17 protein-coding genes and 1 tRNA gene are annotated in these 19779 nt (G+C 72.4%); 7 read left to right on the forward strand and 11 right to left on the reverse strand.

The window, feature by feature from the left end:
- Positions 1-49: 49 nt before the first annotated feature.
- From folE to dacB, 6 genes are all read right to left on the reverse strand, one after another.
- Positions 50-676: a GTP cyclohydrolase I FolE gene (folE, locus tag C1701_RS09480; protein WP_026417618.1), complete on the reverse strand. Its 627-nt coding sequence runs from the start codon at positions 674-676 to the stop codon at positions 50-52.
- A gap of 18 nt (positions 677-694) precedes the next feature.
- Entirely contained in the window at positions 695-3244 is a 2550-nt protein-coding gene (gene ftsH / locus C1701_RS09485) for an ATP-dependent zinc metalloprotease FtsH (protein WP_026417619.1), read from the reverse strand.
- Positions 3245-3581: 337 nt separating this feature from the next.
- Complete coding sequence (hpt, locus tag C1701_RS09490) at positions 3582-4136, reverse strand: hypoxanthine phosphoribosyltransferase (RefSeq protein ID WP_026417620.1); 555 nt, start codon at positions 4134-4136, stop codon at positions 3582-3584.
- A 63-nt stretch (positions 4137-4199) separates the two neighbouring features.
- Positions 4200-5192, reverse strand: coding sequence for a tRNA lysidine(34) synthetase TilS (gene tilS / locus C1701_RS09495; RefSeq protein WP_103055825.1), 993 nt, complete (start codon positions 5190-5192; stop codon positions 4200-4202).
- Positions 5193-5226: 34 nt separating this feature from the next.
- On the reverse strand, positions 5227-6309 hold the full coding sequence (locus C1701_RS09500) for a zinc-dependent metalloprotease (protein WP_245588696.1): 1083 nt from the start codon (positions 6307-6309) through the stop codon (positions 5227-5229).
- A gap of 98 nt (positions 6310-6407) precedes the next feature.
- Positions 6408-8102, reverse strand: a complete 1695-nt coding sequence (gene dacB, locus C1701_RS09505) for a D-alanyl-D-alanine carboxypeptidase/D-alanyl-D-alanine endopeptidase (RefSeq protein WP_156038589.1) — start codon at positions 8100-8102, stop codon at positions 6408-6410.
- A gap of 903 nt (positions 8103-9005) precedes the next feature.
- On the opposite strand from dacB, the gene C1701_RS09510 reads away from it, so the two are divergent.
- The gene (locus C1701_RS09510; protein WP_026417624.1) at positions 9006-9494 is read left to right on the forward strand and encodes an inorganic diphosphatase; all 489 of its coding nucleotides are present in this window, start codon (positions 9006-9008) and stop codon (positions 9492-9494) included.
- An 85-nt stretch (positions 9495-9579) separates the two neighbouring features.
- Here the strand turns inward: C1701_RS09510 and C1701_RS09515 are convergent, their stop codons facing one another.
- The 3 genes from C1701_RS09515 to C1701_RS09530 all read right to left on the reverse strand — a co-directional run bounded on the left by C1701_RS09515 (position 9580) and on the right by C1701_RS09530 (position 13420).
- Positions 9580-11340 (reverse strand): DHA2 family efflux MFS transporter permease subunit, encoded by a 1761-nt coding sequence (locus C1701_RS09515; protein WP_051313481.1) that lies wholly within the window; start codon positions 11338-11340, stop codon positions 9580-9582.
- An 868-nt stretch (positions 11341-12208) separates the two neighbouring features.
- A complete protein-coding gene (locus tag C1701_RS09525; protein ID WP_026417626.1) occupies positions 12209-13000 on the reverse strand; it encodes a S1 family peptidase in 792 nt (263 codons plus the stop codon).
- 189 nt (positions 13001-13189) lie between these two features.
- Positions 13190-13420: a hypothetical protein gene (locus C1701_RS09530; RefSeq protein ID WP_156038711.1), complete on the reverse strand. Its 231-nt coding sequence runs from the start codon at positions 13418-13420 to the stop codon at positions 13190-13192.
- Positions 13421-13733: 313 nt separating this feature from the next.
- On the opposite strand from C1701_RS09530, the gene C1701_RS09535 reads away from it, so the two are divergent.
- From C1701_RS09535 to C1701_RS09560, 6 genes are all read left to right on the forward strand, one after another.
- Complete coding sequence (locus tag C1701_RS09535; protein ID WP_103055828.1) at positions 13734-14174, forward strand: YbaB/EbfC family nucleoid-associated protein; 441 nt, start codon at positions 13734-13736, stop codon at positions 14172-14174.
- An 8-nt stretch (positions 14175-14182) separates the two neighbouring features.
- Positions 14183-14515, forward strand: coding sequence for a hypothetical protein (locus C1701_RS09540; RefSeq protein ID WP_026417628.1), 333 nt, complete (start codon positions 14183-14185; stop codon positions 14513-14515).
- The gene (locus C1701_RS09545; RefSeq protein WP_103055829.1) at positions 14512-15651 is read left to right on the forward strand and encodes a WXG100 family type VII secretion target; all 1140 of its coding nucleotides are present in this window, start codon (positions 14512-14514) and stop codon (positions 15649-15651) included. The genes C1701_RS09540 and C1701_RS09545 overlap by 4 nt, the downstream gene beginning before the upstream one ends.
- Entirely contained in the window at positions 15645-16361 is a 717-nt protein-coding gene (locus C1701_RS09550) for a hypothetical protein (RefSeq protein WP_156038710.1), read from the forward strand. Before C1701_RS09545 ends, C1701_RS09550 begins: the two co-directional genes overlap by 7 nt.
- A 36-nt stretch (positions 16362-16397) precedes the next feature.
- Positions 16398-17075 (forward strand): hypothetical protein, encoded by a 678-nt coding sequence (locus C1701_RS09555; RefSeq protein ID WP_103055830.1) that lies wholly within the window; start codon positions 16398-16400, stop codon positions 17073-17075.
- A gap of 504 nt (positions 17076-17579) precedes the next feature.
- Positions 17580-18056, forward strand: a complete 477-nt coding sequence (locus tag C1701_RS09560) for a hypothetical protein (RefSeq protein ID WP_103055831.1) — start codon at positions 17580-17582, stop codon at positions 18054-18056.
- A 207-nt stretch (positions 18057-18263) separates the two neighbouring features.
- On the opposite strand, the gene C1701_RS09565 is transcribed toward C1701_RS09560, so the two are convergent.
- Both C1701_RS09565 and C1701_RS09570 read right to left on the reverse strand, forming a co-directional pair.
- Positions 18264-18337, reverse strand: a tRNA-Thr gene (locus C1701_RS09565).
- 168 nt (positions 18338-18505) lie between these two features.
- The gene (locus C1701_RS09570) at positions 18506-19750 is read right to left on the reverse strand and encodes a DNA polymerase III subunit delta' (RefSeq protein ID WP_051313598.1); all 1245 of its coding nucleotides are present in this window, start codon (positions 19748-19750) and stop codon (positions 18506-18508) included.
- Positions 19751-19779 lie beyond the last annotated feature (29 nt).

Below are 19779 nucleotides of genomic sequence, written 5' to 3' on the forward strand. Positions count from 1 at the left end.
TGGCCGTGCCCGCACGGTGCGCGCACCGGTGCGGAGCGTTGCCCTCCCCTCAGCCCGAGCGCATCAGGTTCAGCGCCTCGGCGCGGGACGAGGCCGAGGTCCTGAGCAGGCCCCGAACGGCCGAGGTCGTCGTCCTGGCCCCGGGCTTGCGCACCCCGCGAACGGTCATGCACAGGTGCTCCGCCTCGATCACCACGATCACGCCACGCGGGGCGAGCCGTCGGACGAGGGCGTCGGCGACCTGTGAGGTCAACCGTTCCTGGACCTGGGGGCGCCGCGAGTAGAGGTCGACGAGCCTGGCCAGCTTCGACAGACCGGTCACCTGCCCCCGCTCGTTGGGGATGTACCCGACGTGGGCCACCCCGTGGAAGGGGAGCAGGTGGTGCTCGCAGTTGCTGAACATCGGGATGTCCCGGACGAGCACCAGTTCCTCGTGGCTCTCGTCGAACGTCTTGGACAACACCGTGTCCGGGTCGGTGTGCAACCCGGCGAACATCTCCCGGTAGGCCCGGGCCACCCGGGCCGGTGTCTCCACCAGGCCCTCGCGGTCCGGGTCCTCGCCACAGGCGATCAGCAGCTCGCGGATCGCCGCCTGGGCACGTGCCTGGTCGAACCGGCCGGGACCGGTCGTGGGGGCGACCAGGTCACCGTCCAGGTCCTCGAAGGTGCCGGTCACCGCTGCCCTCTCCGGAGGTCAGCGACCATCACCGTCCTCCTGGTCGTTCCTCGTCCCGCGCCGAGGGTCGTCGGGCTGCTCCTGCTGACCCGATCCCGCGCTGGGCCCCTGCTGCCCCGGCAACTCGTCACGGCTGAACCGCCGCGTGCCCTCGTCGCCGGTGTCCGGTGCCGTGCCGCCCTCGTCGGGCTTCTCGGCCCCGGAGGGTTCGCCGGCGGCGGGTTCCCGCGCCACCCCACCGCTCTCGCCCTCCGGAGAGGTGGACGGCTGCTGCTCCCAGTTCGGGTTCGTCCCGCGCTCCCAGGAGGGGGTCCACCCGGAGGACTGCGGCGTCCACGGCGAGGTCGCCGGCGTCCACCCGGGGGGCGCGCCGTAGTTCGGCGGGCCGGAGCGGCTACCACCGGCGGGTTTGGGGATGGGGCGTGTCGCCTGGTGGTTTGGGTGCACCGCCGGTTGCGGCGCGGCCTGGCCTCCCGGCCACGGCGCCTGCTGGGGTGGCGCCTGCTGCGTTGGCCCCTGGTCCGGCTGCCCCTCGGCCGGCTGGTCCGGCTGCTGCTGGCTCGGCTCCTCGACGGCGCCCGCGCCCTGCTCGGGAGCGGCCGGTCGCTCCGGAGCCGCTTCCACGGCCGGCACCGGGGGCCACGGCTCGCCGCGCTCCTTCGCCAACTCGGCCGGGCTCTTGATGGGCGGCTTGTCGGAGGGGGTGCGGTGACCGAAGTCGTTGAAGGCGGTGATCCTCGGCCGCTTCTCCACCCGGGAGAAGATGCGTTCCAGGTCACGCCGTTGCAGCGTTTCCTTCTCCAACAGCTCCAGCACGAGGTCGTCGAGCACGTCGCGGTAGGTGTTGAGAATCTCCCAGGCCTCGGTGTGCGCGGCCTCGATGAGCTTGCGCACCTCCTCGTCGATCTCGTGCGCGACCTCGAGGGAGTAGTTGGGCTGCGTTCCCATCGTGCGGCCGACGAAGGGGTCGCCCTCGTCCTTGCCGTACTTCACCGCGCCCAACCGGTGGCTCATGCCGTACTCGGTCACCATCGCCCTGGCGATCTTCGTCGCCTGGTCGATGTCGGAGGACGCACCCGTCGTGGGCTCGTGGAAGACCAACTCCTCGGCCGACCGCCCGCCCAGGGCGAACACCAGCCGCCCGATCATCTCCGACCGCGTCATGAGGTCCTTGTCGTCCTCGGGCACGACCAACGCGTGCCCTCCGGTTCGGCCTCGCGGCAGGATGGTCAGCTTGTAGACGGGTTCCAGGTCGGGCATCGCCCACGCGGCGAGCGCGTGCCCGCCCTCGTGGTAGGCGACGATCTTGCGTTCCTTGTCGGAGACGACGCGGCTGCGGCGGGCGGGCCCGCCGATGACGCGGTCGACGGACTCCTCCAACGCGGCGGAGGTGATCAACTGCCCCTGCTGCCGGGCGGTGAGCAGGGCGGCCTCGTTGATGACGTTGGCCAGGTCCGCGCCGGACATGCCGACGGTCCGCTTGGCCAGGGATTCGAGGTCGGCGTCCTGCGCCAGCGGCTTCCCCTTGGAATGCACCCGGAGGATCGCCTTCCGCCCCGCCAGGTCGGGGGCGGCCACCGGGATCTGCCGGTCGAAACGACCGGGGCGCAGCAGCGCGGGGTCCAGGATGTCGGGACGGTTGGTGGCGGCGATCAGGATGATGCCGCCCCGGGAGTCGAAGCCGTCCATCTCGACGAGCAGCTGGTTCAGCGTCTGCTCCCGCTCGTCGTGCCCGCCACCGAGCCCGGCGCCGCGCTGGCGGCCGACCGCGTCGATCTCGTCGACGAAGATGATGCAGGGTGCGTTCTGCTTGGCCTGCTCGAACAGGTCACGCACCCGGGACGCCCCGACGCCGACGAACATCTCGACGAAGTCGGATCCGGAGATCGAGTAGAAGGGAACACCGGCCTCACCGGCGACCGCCCTGGCCAGCAGCGTCTTCCCGGTTCCCGGCGGTCCGTAGAGCAGGACGCCCTTCGGGATCTTCGCTCCCAGCGCCTGGTAGCGGCCGGGCGACTGGAGGAAGTCCTTGATCTCGTAGAGCTCCTCCACGGCCTCCTGCGCACCGGCGACGTCGGAGAAGGTCGTCTTGGGCATGTCCTTGTTCAGCTGCTTGGCCTTGGACTTGCCGAAGTTCAGGACGCGGTTGCCGCCACCCTGGGCGTTGTTCATCATCCACAGCAGCAGGAGGAGCAGCAGGACCAGCGGGACCATGTAGATCAGCAGCTGGGTGAACAGGCTGTCCTGGTTGACGGTGGTGTCCCACTCGTCGATGCCCGAGGCGCCCCGCAGCGCGTCGACGATCTGCTCGGTGCCACCCGCCGGGTACTGCGTGATGATCTGCTCGTTGCCCTCGACCGGGGAGTTCAGGGTGAGTCGGAGCCGCTGCTCCTTGTCCTCCACCTGGGCGGTCCGGACGTTGCCGTTGGCGATCTGCTCAAGCGCCTGCGACGTCGGCACCTCGTGGTAGCCACGGGTGTCGTCCGACAGGACGTTGTACCCCACGATCAACAGCAGGATCAGCAGGATCCAGATGAATGGGTTGCGGAGCAGGCGCTTACGGTCCATTCGGCTACGGCCGTCTTCCGGCCTCGACCCTCCCTGGCGTGCGTGTCGGGCGGAACTTGGGCGCCGCCCGGGCAATGGCTCCCCGTTCGGACCAGCGTACCGCCCACGGCGGCCTCCACCCCCGGAGTGGTACCACCCGGCCCGAGCGGCGGTCCGTACGTACAGGCACCGGCTGGCCGGCACCGCCGTGCTGTCCTCGCACGGCGCCTGACGTGGGGTCCAACGGAACGCCCCTCGGGAAAGTTCCCCCCTGGAGGGGAACCACCCCGCATCTCGCGGTGAGGCGGGTCACCTCACTCGGGGTGGTCGCCTACCGCCGAACGGGCCGTCCTGCCGGTCAGCTGGAGTACACCCTCGGCTCCAACGAACCGATGTAGGGCAGGTCGCGGTAACGCTCCGCGTAGTCGAGGCCGTAGCCGACCACGAACTCGTTGGGGATGTCGAAGCCCACGTAGCGCACCGGCAGGTCCACCTGCACGGCGTCGGGCTTGCGGAGCAGGGTGCAGACCTCGATGGACGCCGGGCCCCGCGTGCTCAGGTTCTTGAGCAGCCAGGACAGGGTGAGCCCCGAGTCGATGATGTCCTCGACGATGACCACGTCCCGGCCGGCGATGTCCCGGTCGAGGTCCTTGAGGATGCGCACCACTCCCGAGGAGGAGGTGGAGGAGCCGTAGGAGCTGACCGCCATGAACTCCAGCTGGGTGGGCACCGGCAGGGCCCTGGCCAGGTCGGTCATGAACATGACGGCGCCCTTGAGCACGCCGACGAGGAGCAGGTCGGTCGATCTCGACCCGGCCGGGTAGTCCTCGGCCAGCCGACCGGCCAGCTCGGTGACCTTGTCCTTGATCTGCTCTTCAGAGACGAGTACCGATGCGATGTCGCCGTCGTACACGGAGGGCATCCCCTTGGGAATCAGGTCCAGTCGTGGGTGGTCGCCAGGCCGCGTCGCCGAGGCTCACCCCGCCGGGCGACCGACCTGAAGCCTGCCATGCGCGCGCTCGACGACCAACCCTCCCGGTAGCCACACCCCGCCCTGCCCGCGCCAGCGCCCGACAAGATCATCTACAGCGCGCAGGTGCAGGTCAGTGAGCTCACGAGCCCCGTGGGAGATCAGCCACCCGCGCAGCACCCTGCGCCGCACCGCGACCGGCGCGCCCTCGACGGCCCGGACCTCCAGCGCACCGTGTCCTTGGTCACTCCCGGCTCGGGAGAGCACTTCGTCGGCCCACTGGTCAAGCGCGGCCCCGTCCTCCCTGAGCTGCGCGGACGTCCTGCACAGTGCCTCGGCGACACCCCCCTGGAGCACCTCCTCCAAGAGGGGGAGCACCTCACGGCGGAGCCGCACCCTGGTGAACCTCGGGTCGCTGTTGTGCGGGTCGGTCCAGGGTTCCAGTCCGAGCTCGCGGCACGCCCGCGCGGTCACGGCGCGGGAGCAGCCCAGCAACGGGCGCCCCCAGGGCGGGTCGAGGGCGCGCATACCCGAGATCGACCGGGGACCGGAGCCGCGCCCCAGCCCGAGGAGGACGGTTTCCGCCTGATCGTCGAGGGTGTGGCCGAGGAGGACGAGCTGGCGTGGATCACGCAGCGCCCCCCGCAGGGCCTGGTACCGGGCACGGCGGGCAGCGGCCTCGACCCCTCCTCCCCCGGCCACCTCCGGTCGGAGGACGAGGGTCTCGTCCACGCCGAGGCCGACCAGCTGTTCGGCCGCCCGTTCGGCCACCTCGCGCGAACCTGGCTGGAGGCCGTGGTCCACGACGACGCCCCGCACCAGCAGGCCGCGACGATGCCCCTCGTACACGGCCGCGGCCGCCAGGGCCAGGGAGTCGGCGCCACCCGAGCAGGCCACGTCGAGGCAGCCTGGTTCGAGGTGCCCCCCACTCGTCGCGGTGTCCAGCAGGGCCCGGACCGCGACCCGCGTGCGGGACACGGCGGGGGTTCGGTCACTCATCGTTCACGTCACGACGCCGTCGCCGCGTGGCCGTTCAGCCGTGCACGCGACGGAGCCAGGCCGCCGGCTCGGAGATCTCGGCGCGGGTCGGCAGGGTCTCCGGTGAGGTCCAGACCGCGTTGAACCCGTCCATGCCGGCCCGCCGGACGACGTGCCTGGTGAAGGCGGCTCCCTCGGCGTACTGGCGCACCTTGGCATCCACTCCCAGCAGGACCCGCAGGGCACGGTCGAGCAGTCCGCCGCCTCGCCGGCGCACCGTGAACCGCGCCCGGATGCGCCGCACGGAGGGCACCACCCTGGGTCCGACGGCGTCCATGACGTGGTCGGCGTGCCCTTCGAGGAGGGTGCCCAGGGCCAGCAGCCGGTCCAGGTGGGCGCGCTGGGCCGGTGACTGGAGCAGCTCGACGAGGGCGGGCGGCTCGCCGCCGTCGGACGACCGCCGGTTGCGGAGGGCCCGCACCAGCTCGGGTAGCCGGTCAAGCGCTCCGACGACGGTCTCGTCCATCGACCCGAGCAGGGTTCCCACCTCGGTGGCGAAGTGGTCGCGCAGCCACGGGACGGCGGTGAACTGCAGCCGGTGCGTCGCCTCGTGCAGGCACACCCACATCTGGAAGTCGGCCGGCGGCACCCGCAGCGCACGTTGGACCCCGACGATGTTGGGCGCGATGAGCAGGAGCCGCCCCTGCCCGTCGTCGCCGCCGAACGGGTCGTACTGGCCCAACACCCGCCCACCGAGGTAGGCGAGCACCGCTCCGGCCTGGACGCCGGCCGCCTTCGAGGCCAGCGCGGCGATCAATCCCGCGTTCCGCCGAGCGGGCATGGCCCGGTCGACCAGGGCCGCCATGCCCTCCACCGCGGAGGACGCCCACCCCGGGCGGTCGAGCACCAGCCCCTCCCGCAGGGGGAGGTCGTGCCCGAGCCCGGTGAGCTCCCTGACGTGGCCCTCCGCCTCCCCGCTCAGTTCGCGGAGCCCCGAAACGGCGCGGAGTGCGTCCTCCATCGGCACCTGCGGCCCTCGGCCGACGAGGCGTACCGCGGTGGACCTGGCGACGTCCCAGGCGATGGGGCCCGTCCGGTCGACCCGCGCGGGCACGGTTGCCACTGACTTGGCGTCCACACCCCAGACGCTACCGGAGGGCACCCCGGGCAGGTGACCGCGAGCGGTGCCGGGGCCCTCACCGACCGTGCGCCCTTTCCCGGCCCCGCCCGCCCCGTTCAGCGACAGCCGCAGGTGCGGATGGCCGCGGCCATCTCGTCGAGGGCGGCCCTCGCCTCCAGGGTGTTCGCCCCGTCTGACATCAGCGCGAAGACGAGGAGCTTGCCCTCGACGTCGGTGACGATGCCCGCCAACGTGCTCACCCCGGTCAGGGTGCCCGTCTTGGCCTGCACCCAGCCGCGGCCCTCCCGCGCGTTGTCGATGTACCTGCCACCCAGGGTTCCGCTGGCACCCGCGACGGGCAGGCCGGGCAACATCGGGCGCAGCATCATGGCGACCTCGTCCGGGCGGTCCGGCCCGACGGCCTCGGCGAGCAGCTCGGCCAGCACGGCCGGGGAGATGTCGTTCTCGGTGGACATCCCGCTCGCGTCGGAGAGGGCGACCGTGGAGACGTCGAGCCCGTGCTCGGCGAGGACCTCCAGGATGGCGGTGGTGGCTCCGGCGAAGCTCGGTTCGTGCCCGGTGGCGATGGCGAGTTCCCTGGCGAGGGTTTCGGCGAGGGTGTTGTCGGAGGTCAACACCATCGACTCGACCATCCGCTCGATGCTGGGTGAGGAGACCTCGCCGAGAACGGTCGCTCCCTCTCCCGCCACCGGCTCCCGACTGACCGCCACCGCGTCGGGAGGCACGCCCAGCCGCTCACCGAGCGCCCGCCCGACGGCGAGCGCCGGCTCCGAGGAACGCGGGGTGGTCGCGAGGAGGGGGTCCTGCCGGTCGACGTCGAGCATCACCGGCTCGACGGGCGCGATGTGCCCGCCCGGGACGTCCGACTCGCCCACGCCCGGGGCGAGCCGCTCACCGGTGTACCGGCTCGCGTCCACCACGATGCGTTCGACCGGCTCCGACGTGGCCGCCTGGACCTGCTCCACGAGGTCGTCCAGCCGGGCGGCGTCGGGGTAGTTGTAGGTCGGTGTGTCACGGGGGAGGACCGACAGCGTCGGATCGCCGCCGCCGACCAGCACCAGGGTCCCCGGCTCCTCCCCCTGGACGACCCGCGTCTCCAGAGTGGTGTCGTGCTCGACGGTGAGCAGGATCGCCGCCGCGGTGAGCAGCTTCGTGGTGGACGCCGGTGTGCGTGGGACGGCCTCGTCGAGAGCCCACAGGGTCTCACCGCTGGCGGGGTCGAGGACGACCCCGCTCAGGTTGCCCAACGCCGGGGATGCGCCGACCTGGTCGAGCCGCGCCGTCAGCCCCTCCGCGGAAGGGCCGCTCGCGCCCAGGTCGAGCGCGCGCAGCACCGGATCCGGCTCCACCGCCGGGGGGGCGGGTGGGCCGGGGGCCACCTCGGGCCCACGCAGACCGAGGAACCGTCCGACCGGCTCGACCGTGAACGCCGTCACCGTGCCGACCGCGACCACGAGGGCCAGGGCTCCGATGGCCAGCAGGCGGCCTCGCCCCTTCGGCGCCGGCCTCTCCTCCTCGTCCTCCGGGGGCTCCGTCGGCGGACCTCCCGGAGGGGGGCTCCCCCCGGACTCCTCCGCCCGCTCCACGCCCTCGGGGGCCGTGGCGACCGGGGCCTGGGGGGTATCCCCGGTCTCCTCGCTCGAGGACGAGGCCGCCGACGGGCCGGGGTCGGGCCGCATGAACGTGGTGCCGCCCCGGCCGGTGGCGGCGTCGCCGTCGGGCGCGGCGGTGGGCCGGCCGAGGGGGTCTGGTCCCCCGGGGGTGGGGAGGCCGTGGGCTGGCGTGGGCACCCGGGTGCGCACCGTCGGCAGCGCGTCCGGGTTGGCCGGGGTGGGCGGAGCCGTGGACGTGGGTGGCGGGCCCGGCCGGTGCGACGGCATCCCGGCGGGCGGGGTCCCCGGGTGCCTCGGGCGCCGCCGGCGGCCTGGCGGCGGTCCGGCCGGGCGCGCCCCCGACCCGCGCGCCCGAGGCCGCGGGCGGGCCGGCCGCCCAGCGGGCGTGGGGCCGGGTTCGGCCCGCGATCGGAGGGCGGGCGCGCGGGGGGCGGCGGCGTGGGGAGCGCGGCCGTCGGCCGGTCACCGGCAGGCGGACCGTCCAACGGCAGCGAGCCGGAGAGCGAGGTCGCGGCCGGCCCCGCGCCGGCGGCACCCGCCGGACGCGCGGGTGGCCCCCCTGGGCGCCCGCCAGGCCCGGGGTGCTGCTCCCCCGCCGCGTCGCGCTCGTTCACGGGCAGCACACCGCGCATGGGCGGTTGCCCCGGCTGGGGCTGCCCGCCGGGTGGAGTACGCGGTGGAGCGCCGGGGGGAGGCGGTTGCCCGGGGGGACCGGACTGTGAGGATGGCCACGGAACCTGGCCCTCCAACCGTGGTGAGGCCGACACAGGCTGCTGTTCCGCTGGGCCACGGGGTACGGTGCCGTCCGGAAAGCGGTCCCGTGAGCGGTCCTGCGCACCGTCGGTCCGGCCTGTCGGCCGGTCGTCCGGTGGCCTGGGCGCACCCACCGGTGGTTGTCCGGTTCCGGACACTCGGAGCTCCTTGGCAGTCATTCGGGCAACACGGGACTGGAGTGACATCCGCGACGGCGGCTCGGACGCGGCTTCGACGAAGTTCGCGCTCCAGACTAGGACGCGGGCACCAGCAGGACGCACGGTGCGGTCGGCGCGCCGCACCCACACAGAACAAGCGAGGATCCGAGTGGAGTTCGACGTCACGATCGAGATTCCCAAGGGGGAGCGGAACAAGTACGAGATGGACCACGAGACGGGTCGGATCCGTCTCGACCGGACCTTGTTCACCGCGACCCAGTACCCGGCCGACTACGGCTTCGTGGACAACACGCTGGGTGAGGACGGCGACCCGCTCGACGCGATGGTGCTGGTGCAGGAACCGACCTTCCCCGGCTGCCTGATCCGGTCCCGTGCCATCGGGATGTTCCGGATGCGGGACGAGAAGGGCGGCGACGACAAGGTCCTGTGCGTCCCCGCCGACGACCCCCGTTCCGAGCACCTGCGGGACATCCACCACCTCGCCGAGTTCTACAAGCTGGAGATCCAGCACTTCTTCACCGTCTACAAGGAGTTGGAGCCGGGGAAGAGCGTCGAGGGCGCCATGTGGGTCGGCCGGGCCGAGGCCGAGGCCGAGATCAAGCGGTCCTACGAGCGGCTGAGGACCTCGGACCACTGAGCGGGTCCGCGCCCACCGCCAGGTGGGGTTGAGGCAGGGTGGTCACCGGCCCGCCGGGCCCGCGCCACCCTGCCTCCGAACACGATCAGACCTGGCTGGTCGTCGAAGGTTCCGCCCCCCGAGCGGTTCCCTCCTCCGACCGAGCGCTCGGTTCCGGCGCACCCTCGGCCTGGGCCGCCGCGCGCTCCGCCGCGAGCTGCTCGAGGTTCGAACGGTCGGACAGGTGCACGTCCCGGAGGAACCAGGACAGGGCGAAGGCCAAGGCCACCACGCCGAGTCCGATCAGGAAGACCGTGCCGACCGCGCTCGCGAATCCCTCCAACACCGGCCGCGCCAACCTCGGGTCCAGCCCGTTCAGGAACGAGGTGTCGTTCAGGTCGAGGCCAGCGGACCCGCCGCCAGCTCCTTCCAGCGACGCCAGGAACCGCTCGTTCGCGGGGTCCGCCTGTACGGCGGGGTCGGTCAGGGCGCGCTGGAACTCGGGTGTCCGCGCGGCCGACTCGAAAGCGGACGTGATCCGGTCCCCCACGACGGAGAACAGGACGGAGAGGAACACCGCGACTCCGACGGTCCCCCCGTTCTGGCGGAAGAAGTTCGCCGAGGCCGTCGCCGCCCCGGAGTCTCTCGGCGGGGCGTCGTTCTGCACGTAGAGGGTCAGCGTCTGCATGCACTGGCCGAGCCCGCCGCCGAGGACGACCATGACCAGACCGATCTGCCAGAGCGGCGTGTCCACCGTCACCTGCGAGAACAACAGGTACGACAGGGTGAGCAGCCCGGTACCGAGGATCGGGAAGACCTTCAGCCGTCCGGTCCTGGCGATGAGTTGGCCGACGACCCCGGTCGCGACCATGATCCCGAAGGTGGTGGGCAACATCATGAGCCCGGCCTCGGTCGGGCTGAGCCCCTTCACGATCTGGAGGTAGAGCGGGACCGACATCATCCCGCCGAACATCCCGAGGCCGACCACGAAGTTGAGCACGTTGGCGAGCCGGAACGTCCCGGATCGGAAGAGCCGAGGGGGCAGCAGCGCCTCGTCCCCCATCCGCCGCTCCACCAGCACGAAGGCCACCAGCCCGACGGTGCCGACCGCGAACATCAGCAGCGACAGCGGTGAGCTCCAGCCCCACTCCCTGCCCTGTTCCGCCACCGTCAGCAGGGGGACGAGGCCCACGACGAGCGCGGCCGCTCCCCAGTAGTCCACGCGGTGCCGCACCGGGTGGTGCGGGATGTTGAGCACCTTGGCGACGATGAGGAAGGCGACCACGCCCACGGGCACGTTCACGAGGAAGACCCAGCGCCAGCCGGCCACCCCGGCCAGGTCGTCCAGATCGGCGAAGAATCCCCCGAGCACCGGCCCCAGCACGCTCGACACGCCGAAGACGGCCATGAAGTAGCCCTGGTACCGGCCCCGCTGCCGGGGGCTGACGATGTCCGCGACGATGGTGAGCGCCAGCGACATCAGCCCGCCGGCGCCGAGGCCCTGGACCGCGCGGAAGGCCGCGAGCTGGTAGATGGAGGCCGCGACGCCGCACAGGGCCGAGCCGACGACGAAGACCGTGATGGCCGTCAGGTACATCGGCTTCCGGCCGTAGATGTCGGACAGCTTGCCGTAGAGCGGCGTCGAGATCGTCGCGGTGATCAGGTAGGCGGTGGTCGCCCAGGCCTGCGCGGTCTGCCCGTGCAGTTCGTCGGCGATGACCCGCATCGCCGAGGAGACGATCGTCTGGTCGAGCGCGGAGAGGAACATGCCGGCGAGCAGGCCGCTGATGATGGTGAGTACCTGCCGATGGGTCAGTCCCCCGTCGGCGCGGGGACCGGTGTCCCGTGCCGCCATGCTGTTGCTCATTCACTTCCCCTGAGTGGACCGGCCCGCTCGTCGGCGAGCTCGGTGGTACGAGTTGGTAATCGTTCGGCACAGGCCGTGTTCGGCCTGGCGGGCTGGGGGGTCAGCGCCTCGCCGTCCGCCACGCCCCCGCCGTCGAGGACACGGCCGTGGAGTCGGCGTCGGGATCGGCACCGCTCCTGGAGCGGACCGTCGCCGTTCCCCCGGACGGCGAGCGGGCGCGCTCGGCGATCGGCCGGCCCCGGTGCACCGCGCGGCGGCCCCTCCCGCACGTGCGCGGCGACCCGTCGGCTCACCGTGGACGGCTCCGTCCGGAGCGCGGCGGCGAGCTCACCGGAACGGCGGGGGCGGGCGTGGAAGTGGGAAAACGGGGTGAGGCCCGCTGGCCCCGCCGCGACCGCGTCGGTCTCCTCGTCCGGTTCCCGCATCGCCAACCCCTGTTTGCCCGCATCACACAACTAGTTGCACGAAGCAAGCTTCCGCCGATCAGGGACGGCCGGCAACCGATTTGGCTATGAGCCGACTCTCAGCTGCTCCAGGTGACCGACCGGGCACCCCGCGCCATCGCGGTGCTCGCGGCCCCACCGCTTCGACGGCGCGGATCGCGCGTCGTGGGCAGGCGCGTCGTGGGCAGGCGCGTCGGCTGGCCCTGGCGCGTTTCCCGTCCCAAGGGCGCGGCATCAGCCCAGGGCACGTCCGGGCCGACCAGGCGCCCGGGTATCGGGGGCCGGGGGCCGGGGGCCGGGGGCGGACGATGGCTCAGCGGGGTGACCCGCGGCGAGCGGTGGCCGAGCCGCCATCACGACCGTCGACCGCCGCTCCGCCCTCCTGGCCCTGACTGGCGGCAGGTCCGGGCCGAGGGGGATCGGGATCAGGAGATGACCGAGCGAACCCAGTCCCGGTACACCGTCACCTCGGTGAACACGAGCCCGCCAACTCCGCAGACCGGGTCGCCGCCCCGGGAGTCGAGACCGGCCAGCCGCCAGGCCCCACCCTCCCTGACCACCGCCGGGCCGCCGGAGTCCCCGTAGCAGGAAGTGGCATCCCTGCTCACCCGCAGGCAGAGCTCGGTGGCGGCGTCCACTCCGGCGGCACGACAGCCGGCGGCCGCCGCCACGGGAACATCGAGCTGCCGCAGCAGCTCCGGGTACTCCCAGGAACACTCGAAGGTGCCGCAGGTCTTGCCCCAGCCCAGTATCCGAACCGTCGCTCCCTCGGGAGGTCGCCGCGCGGCGAGCGGCAGCGTCGGCGCCGGCACCGGCCGGGCCAACCGGAACAGCGCGATGTCCCCGGTGTGCCCGTTCCAGTGCGGATGGGTCACCATCTCGACGACCCGCTCGTAGCTGCCGCCCTCGGACCGGTGGTTCGTCCCGACCCTGGCCGTGTAGGCGGTGAGCTCGCCCTGGACGCAGTGCGCCGTGGTCAGCACCCACTCCGGGTCCACGAGCGCTCCGGCGCACCAGTGGTCCTTGCCCTCGGTCGGACGCTGGATCGAGACCACGAAGTGGTAGTCCTCGTCGCCCCCGACCCCTCCCACGATGCGCGCGGCGGGCTCCGCCGAGGTGGCCTCCTCGGCGGCGGCGACCTCCCTCCTCGGCTCGGCGGGCGAGACGGCGGTGGTGGACAGCGCGGCCACGACGGCCGCCAGGAAGAGTGCGCGCACGGGCCACGTCCTTCGGCGAGGGGCAACGGGGACGATCGTCGCCCGACACGCCCTCCATCGGCGCGCTCACGCGGCCCGTGTACCCCCTGAAGAGTGACTACCGGTCCACCGCTCGCCCCGGCTCCCGACCTCGGTCGGCACCGTCCTCGGCCGGGCCTCGAGGGCCGGCGCGCCTCCTCACCCGAGGGATCAGGCGGCCGACCTCCGTCCGAACTCCCGCTCCCCCTCCACCTCGACGTCCGACGCCCCTCCTCGCGGGGACACCGCACCCCGCCGGAAGGCGCGTAACTCCCAGCGCACCCGGTCCACGACGCGACGACGTCGTCGTGACCGGCGCACGTACCGCGCCAGCGGACAGACCAGCGTCAGCACCCACCAACTCACCATGATCCCGATCACAGTGCCACTCATCATGGACATGATCAGCACCTCCTCCGTTGGCCGAGAGCACGTGCCCCCGGAGGGATGACGTCCCAGCCGTGATCTTCACTCGAACGGATCAACACGGTCGTTCCGAGCCTCCGCTCCCACCGGGGTCACGTCACCAGGCACGGCGCGTGCCGGGACGCCGGGCCGCACCCCGGTGGTGGGCCGACGGGACGCCGACCGCTGACCGCCCCGAACGGCCGCGGGCGATGCACCCGGTCAGGGGATCTACCCGGAGCACACCTCCTGGTTGACTGGAGGCGCGGGCCGATCACCGAGCACGCCAACACTCCACGGAGGAGTCGGCATGACCTCAGGCGCGTCCGACCGGGTAGGGCACCTCCTGCGTTCGTTCGAGGAACGCGCACGGCAGGTCACGGAACTCGGCCAACGGTTGAGCGGGGTTCGAGGAGTCGCCACCAGTTCCAGTGGGGTGGTGACGGCGACCGTCACGCCCTCCGGAGCACTCGTCGACCTCCGGCTCTCCCCGGCCGCCACCGACCGGAGCCACGTGGCGCTGCGGCAGGAGATCCTGGAGACGGTGCGGGCGGCGACACGCGATGCCGCCGAGCGCCTGGAGGAGATGGTCGGTCCCGTGCTCGGCGAGGACGCCCAGCGCATCCGGGACGCGGTGTCCTCCGCCGGTGACTTCCCGGTCCCCCGTCCGGACGAGGACCCCCCGTCCGCACCCCGGGGTGACCCCGGCGGTGGTCCGTCCGACGAACCGCCCGAGACCTTCCTGCGGTAGGAGGCGACGTGACCGGGTTCGACGTCGATCCGGAGGCGCTGCTGGCCCACGGGGCCGGCAGTGAGCGACTCGCGGACAAGTTCGAGGAGCTGGGTGCGCTACTCGACCGCGCCAGGGTGGACGACCAGTGCTTCGGCCCGATCGGGGACGCGCTGCACCTCAGCGGCGGATACCACTCCGCGCTGGAGGAGTGCGAGGCGCTCGCCACCCAGGCCGCCGGTTTCCTGCGGACCGGGGCCGAGATGACCAGGGAGAGCGCCGCCACCTACCTCGGCGTCGACGACGGCCTGGCCCGCGCGCTGGAGTCGATCGGGGACACCCTGCGCGGAGGTGGGCGGTGACCGGCCCACCCAGCTTCGAGGAACTGAACGAGGACGCGGACCAGCGCGGCTGGTTCGACCAGGCCGCGGCCCGGGGCAGCTCCTGGTCCGGGGCCTACCAGGACCTCCAGGACGCGACCACACCGCCCGAGATCACCGCCGCGACCATCACGGGACGCCTGGAACTGTTGGAGGCAATCCGGTCACCGGGACAGGCCCTGGTCGGCAACGGGCTCGGCTTCCTGGTGTCCATCGTGCTCAGCCCCCTGGTGGAGATCGCCGAGTGGGCCATCGGCGACCCGGAGCAGATGCGGGCCACTGGGGAGGGCTGGGAACAGGTCGCCCGCTGGCTGGACGAGGTCTCGGAGGCCGAGGGTCGACGAGCCGAGGCCACGGAGGACTCGTGGCGGGGTGAGGCCGGAGACGCCTTCCGCTCGCGGTTCGCGGAATTCGCGGAGGGCGTCGCCGCCCTCGCCGCCGACATCCGCGACCTGCGGCAGGTCCTGGACCTGGTCGCCGACCTGTTCGACGCCTTCGTCGAGTTCACCATCCAGCTCATCACCGAACTGGTCATCGGGCTGATCGTCTCCTGGTTGGCCGCGCTCGCGGCGGCCTGGATCACCGCCGGAGCCTCGGTCGCCGCCGCGAACGTGACCACCACCATCCAGGTCGGGAGCACCGGGATCCGGCTCACCATGAGGGTCACCAGGCTGCAACAGCGGATCGGGCAGCTGGTGCGCAGGCTGGAGGCGCTGCTCACTCGACTGCGGGGCCCCTTCCGGGACCTCGTCAACCAGGCGGGGTCGCTGCGAAGCGGCAACGCCGCGCAGCGGTTCGCGATGCGGCGCGTCGACGGGAACCCGTTGGTCAACATCTTCACGAGGGCCGATGGGAGCACGCTCGCGTCCACCACGGGCAACCGGTTCTCCGCCGGCGTCGAGGGCACCCAGGCGCTGGCCACCAACATCAGCGAGGCCGTGTTGCGGAACGCGCTCGGCGGTCAGAGCAGGACCAGCGGAGCGGCGATGGCCGCGGCGGGTGACCAGCTCACCTCGGCCGCGATCGAGCAGGGCGCGGAACTCGCCCATGACGCGGCGACACCCGAACCCTCCGCTGAGGAACGACGAGCCGCCCAGGAACGGGGATTCCAGTGGTAGAGGTGCTCGCGGCACGGCACACCTGGTGCGCGCCGAGCGAACGGATCCGGCTCGCGACGCCCCTCGGGGCCCGGCTGCGGTTCGACGTCGCGGGCATGGACGAACACGGCGCGCCTCGGCGGGGTTGGCTCGCCAGGACGTCCGGCGCCGTCGGCGGCGCGGCGGGAGGCGCGCTCCTCGGGCTGGTGGACGCCCTCTCCGGCAACGACAACCTCAGCTCCGACCCTGGCCAGGTGCCCACCACCCTGGTCACCGGCCCGGGTCCGGAGTGCCTCGCGGTGTCCACCCTCAGTGGGGTGGACACACTCGCTCCGGGTGACCACTGGTTCCTCACCTCCACCCGGCTGGCCCTGCTCTCCTTCCTGCCCTCCGGCACCGAGGCGACCGGTTCCACGAGCGGAACACCCGCGGAGGCGGGCACCGGCCTGCTCGACCGGGCCCGACGCTTCGGCACCGGCATCCTCGGCAACGGGGACCCGGCAGCGCCACCCCTCCGGGGCAGTCTGCCTCTCGCCACCGCACGGGTGGAACTGCCGGCCAGTCGGGTCCGGTCGGTGGGGGTGGTGGCGAGGAAGCAGGGCGGCGGCAGCAGCGGCGTCCCCCCGCACTACCTGCGTGTCGTCCTCGACGACGGGTCCGCGTTCGAACTCGCCGCCCCCGGCCGGACCGAGGCGGCTGCCCGCCGAATGCTCGCCCTCGCGTCCTCCTGACCCGCACCCGACCCCGAACCAGAACGGAACCTCCTGGTGTCCCGCGAACTCACCGCACGAGCGCTGTCCCGAACCTGGACCCGGGCCGAACGGGGCGAACTGCTGCTCGCCGTGCTCGGTGGCCCCGGCGCCGGGCACCTGGGGTCGAGCCTCGGCGGCCGAACCCACCTGCCCCACCGCCCCACCGCGCCAAGCGCGCTCGCCACCAACACCGACATCGCGCGACCCGCGCTCACCGCCCCACTGGCGGCCGGCGGGTGGTCGGACGACGAGTGGGCCCACGACCCGGCGATGTGGGGGTGGATCACCGGGGTGGACCCCGGGGACCACGCGGTCCGGTTGGGCGACGCGCTGACCCACGCCGGCGCACGCTGTCGCCTCGCCCTGTCCAACCGCCGGCTCGCGGTGCTGGTGGAGGCGGGCGAGGTGGCGAGCGGCGAGCCGGCCCAGGCCTCACCCAGGGGGCACGAAGCCGGTTTCGCGGGCCGTCTCGGCGGCCTGCTGCGCCAGGTGCGGGGTGGGGCCGGTGAACGTGGCGTCGTCGCCCTGCACGAGGTGGACCGTCCGGAGCTCCGGTCGGTCTCGGCGGCGCCGCTCGGCCGCGCCGCGCTTCCCGAGTGGTTCCTGGGGTTCACCTTCGTGGACGGCTCCTCCCTGCTCGTCCGCCACGAGGACCCCGAGCAGCTGGTGGAGACCCTCCGCCTGAACCCGTGACCTGAGACCCGGACCCGGACCCGGCAGCGCATTCCGTGTCACGCGGCGTCGGTGGTGGCCAGCTGACGCCGTATCAGCGGGAGGAAGCGCGGAAATCCCTCACGACAAGGAGGAACCACCTCGTCAGGAAACGACGTACCCGAGGATGAACCGGCTCCGGGGCAACGCGATTCTCCGCAATCGTGATCCGCCCAGCGAACAGCACACCTACTGGACCAGGCCGCACGTCCCCGGCCCGCCTACGGCTCATCACACACCCATACCGCCCGGGACGGAATTCACCGAGCCACACCACCCCGACATTTCCCCTGCGGACAGGGAACAGGAGACCCCCTCGCTCCCGCTGCCCCGGCTGTCGGCCACGTGCCGCCGAGGACGAGTGCCCCGATCTGGTGAAGCTGGGCGACCAAGCCCCACGTCAGGGGCGTCGCTGGCACGATTGCTCCCAGGCCCCGGCCGTTCGCGCACGGCGGCTCGAGACCAGCGACGAGTACGGGTCAGGCGATGCGAGAGTACGAGTACGAGGACGAGGACGACTGCGCGGACGAGGATGACGACGAGGAATTCGCCCACATCAACCATTACTCGGGCGACGTGACCAACGTCGTGCGGGCGCGTGACATCCACGGGGATGTCAATTACTACGAGCGCGATCACGGAGTGTTCCACTACCGCATATTCCGGTACGCGGGAGCCACTCTGTTCCTCACCCTGTTCGTCACAGCGGCCGCCTACTCCCATCTGGTCAACGACATGCGGCTCACGTGGTGGGAGTGGGCACTGCTACCGGTTGTCACCGCGGGCCTGGTCCTAGTGATGTTCCACACCCACTCCTGGATATACCCCAATCCCAGCTTTCGTTCGTTCCGCGCATTTCTTGCCATCGCACTCATCGCACTTGGGTACAACTACGGTCCTCAGCTGGATGTCGTTGGGGATGTCTCGCCCGTACTCGCGCACTGGATCGTGCTGCGGTTCTGAGCGGTCACGCGTGAGGACCGAGGTGGCGGTGGTACCGATGCGTGCCGGTCGGGCGGCGTAGGGCTCGCCGCGAGCGCCGTCGGGAAGGCGTCGCCGCGATCAGCGGCCAAGCCCGTCGCAGCCGGACCCGTCCCATCGATCTCCTACCCGACGAGAGCCCCCGAACGCGACGAAGCCCAGGCCTCGTGAGACCTGGGCTTCGGGCTGAGCCGCCTGAGGGAATCGAACCCTCGACCTACGCATTACGAGTGCGTCGCTCTGGCCGACTGAGCTAAGGCGGCGCGCTGCGGGCACAGCACGAACAGTCTAGCGAACGGGGAGCGACCGGGACGAGCGGGGTCGGTATTCCGGCGACCTCGTGCCTGCCCACGGGAGGAGGCAGGCGGGTCCGCCCGCGCCCCGTCCGAGGCAGCGGGGCCAGTGCCCCGCACACCGGGAGCTCGGTCAGGTCAGCCGCGCCACAGCACCATGAGCATGGCCTCCACGGCGATGCGCGGTTTGACGTTCGCGGCGAGCGCGTCCCGGCACTCCAGTACCGACTCCAGCCGGCGCAGCGTCGACTCCGGCGTCCACCGCGCCGCCGCCGACCGGCTGTCCGCCTCCCGGTCCGGGTGGTTCAGCGGCACCGCCGCCCCGGCCGAGAGGACGAGTACGTCCCGGTAGAAGGCCGTGAGGTCGATCAACGCCTGGTCCAGCGAGTCACGCTGGGTGCGGGTGGTCCGGGACTTCTGCCGCTTCTCCAGCTCCCGGACGGCGGCGTTCGCTCCTCTGGTCGCCGCGGCGGTGCCCTTCCCCGTTCCGCCGGCGCCCATCGCCGTGCGCAGCGCCTCCTTCTCCTCCTCGTTCCGGATCTCGTTGGCTTCGACCGCGTCGGTCTCAGCGGCCTTGACCAGCTCGTCCGCGCACCGGAACACGTCGGCGGACCGGTGGAGCGCGGTGGGTATCGCCAGCACCGCCGCACGACGCTGCCTGGCGGCCTCGTCCGCCGCCAGGCGACGTGCCCGCTCCACGTGGCCCCCGCACACCGAAGCAGCCCAGTCGGCGAGTTCGGGGTCCACTCCGTCGTGGTCACGCAGTGCCCTGGCGATCTCCGCTGGGCGGGGGGTACCCAGCGCCAGCGGCCGGCATCGGGACCGGATGGTCACCGGGACGTCGTCGGGGTGGTCCGAGGGGGCGCACAGCAGGAACACCGTCCGCTCCGCTGGTTCCTCCACCGCCTTGAGCAGCGCGTTCGCCGCCCCCTCCGTCAACCTGTCCGCGTCCTCCACCAACACCACCTGCCAGCGGCCGGCGGTGGGTCGCCTGGCCGCCGTCTGCACGAGAGCGCGCATCTCGGCGACCGAGATCGACAACCCGTCCGGCGCGACGATCCGCAGGTCCGCGTGGGTCCCGGCGAGCGCGGTACGGCACCCCTGGCAGGCTCCGCACCCGGGTACCGGACCGGGGACGACGCACTGGAGCGCGGCGGCGAACACCCGCGCCACCGTCGTCTGCCCGGAGCCGGGGGGGCCGGTCAACAGCCAGGCGTGGGTCATGGCGCCCCCGCCAGTCCCTCCGCCGGAGACCGCCCCGGCCGCGGCGACCGCGGCGGCGTACAGCTCGGCCAGCACCGACCGCTGGCCCACGACCTCCGCCCAGACACCGGTGGTGGGAACCGCCGGCTGGCCGAGGACGGCTTCCACGCTCCCAGTCATCCCCACATTGTGCAGTCCCCCGCGAGGGG

The sequence above is a fragment of the Actinoalloteichus sp. AHMU CJ021 genome (assembly GCF_002895405.1).
GTDB classification, from domain to species: Bacteria; Actinomycetota; Actinomycetes; order Mycobacteriales; family Pseudonocardiaceae; genus Actinoalloteichus_B; species Actinoalloteichus_B caeruleus.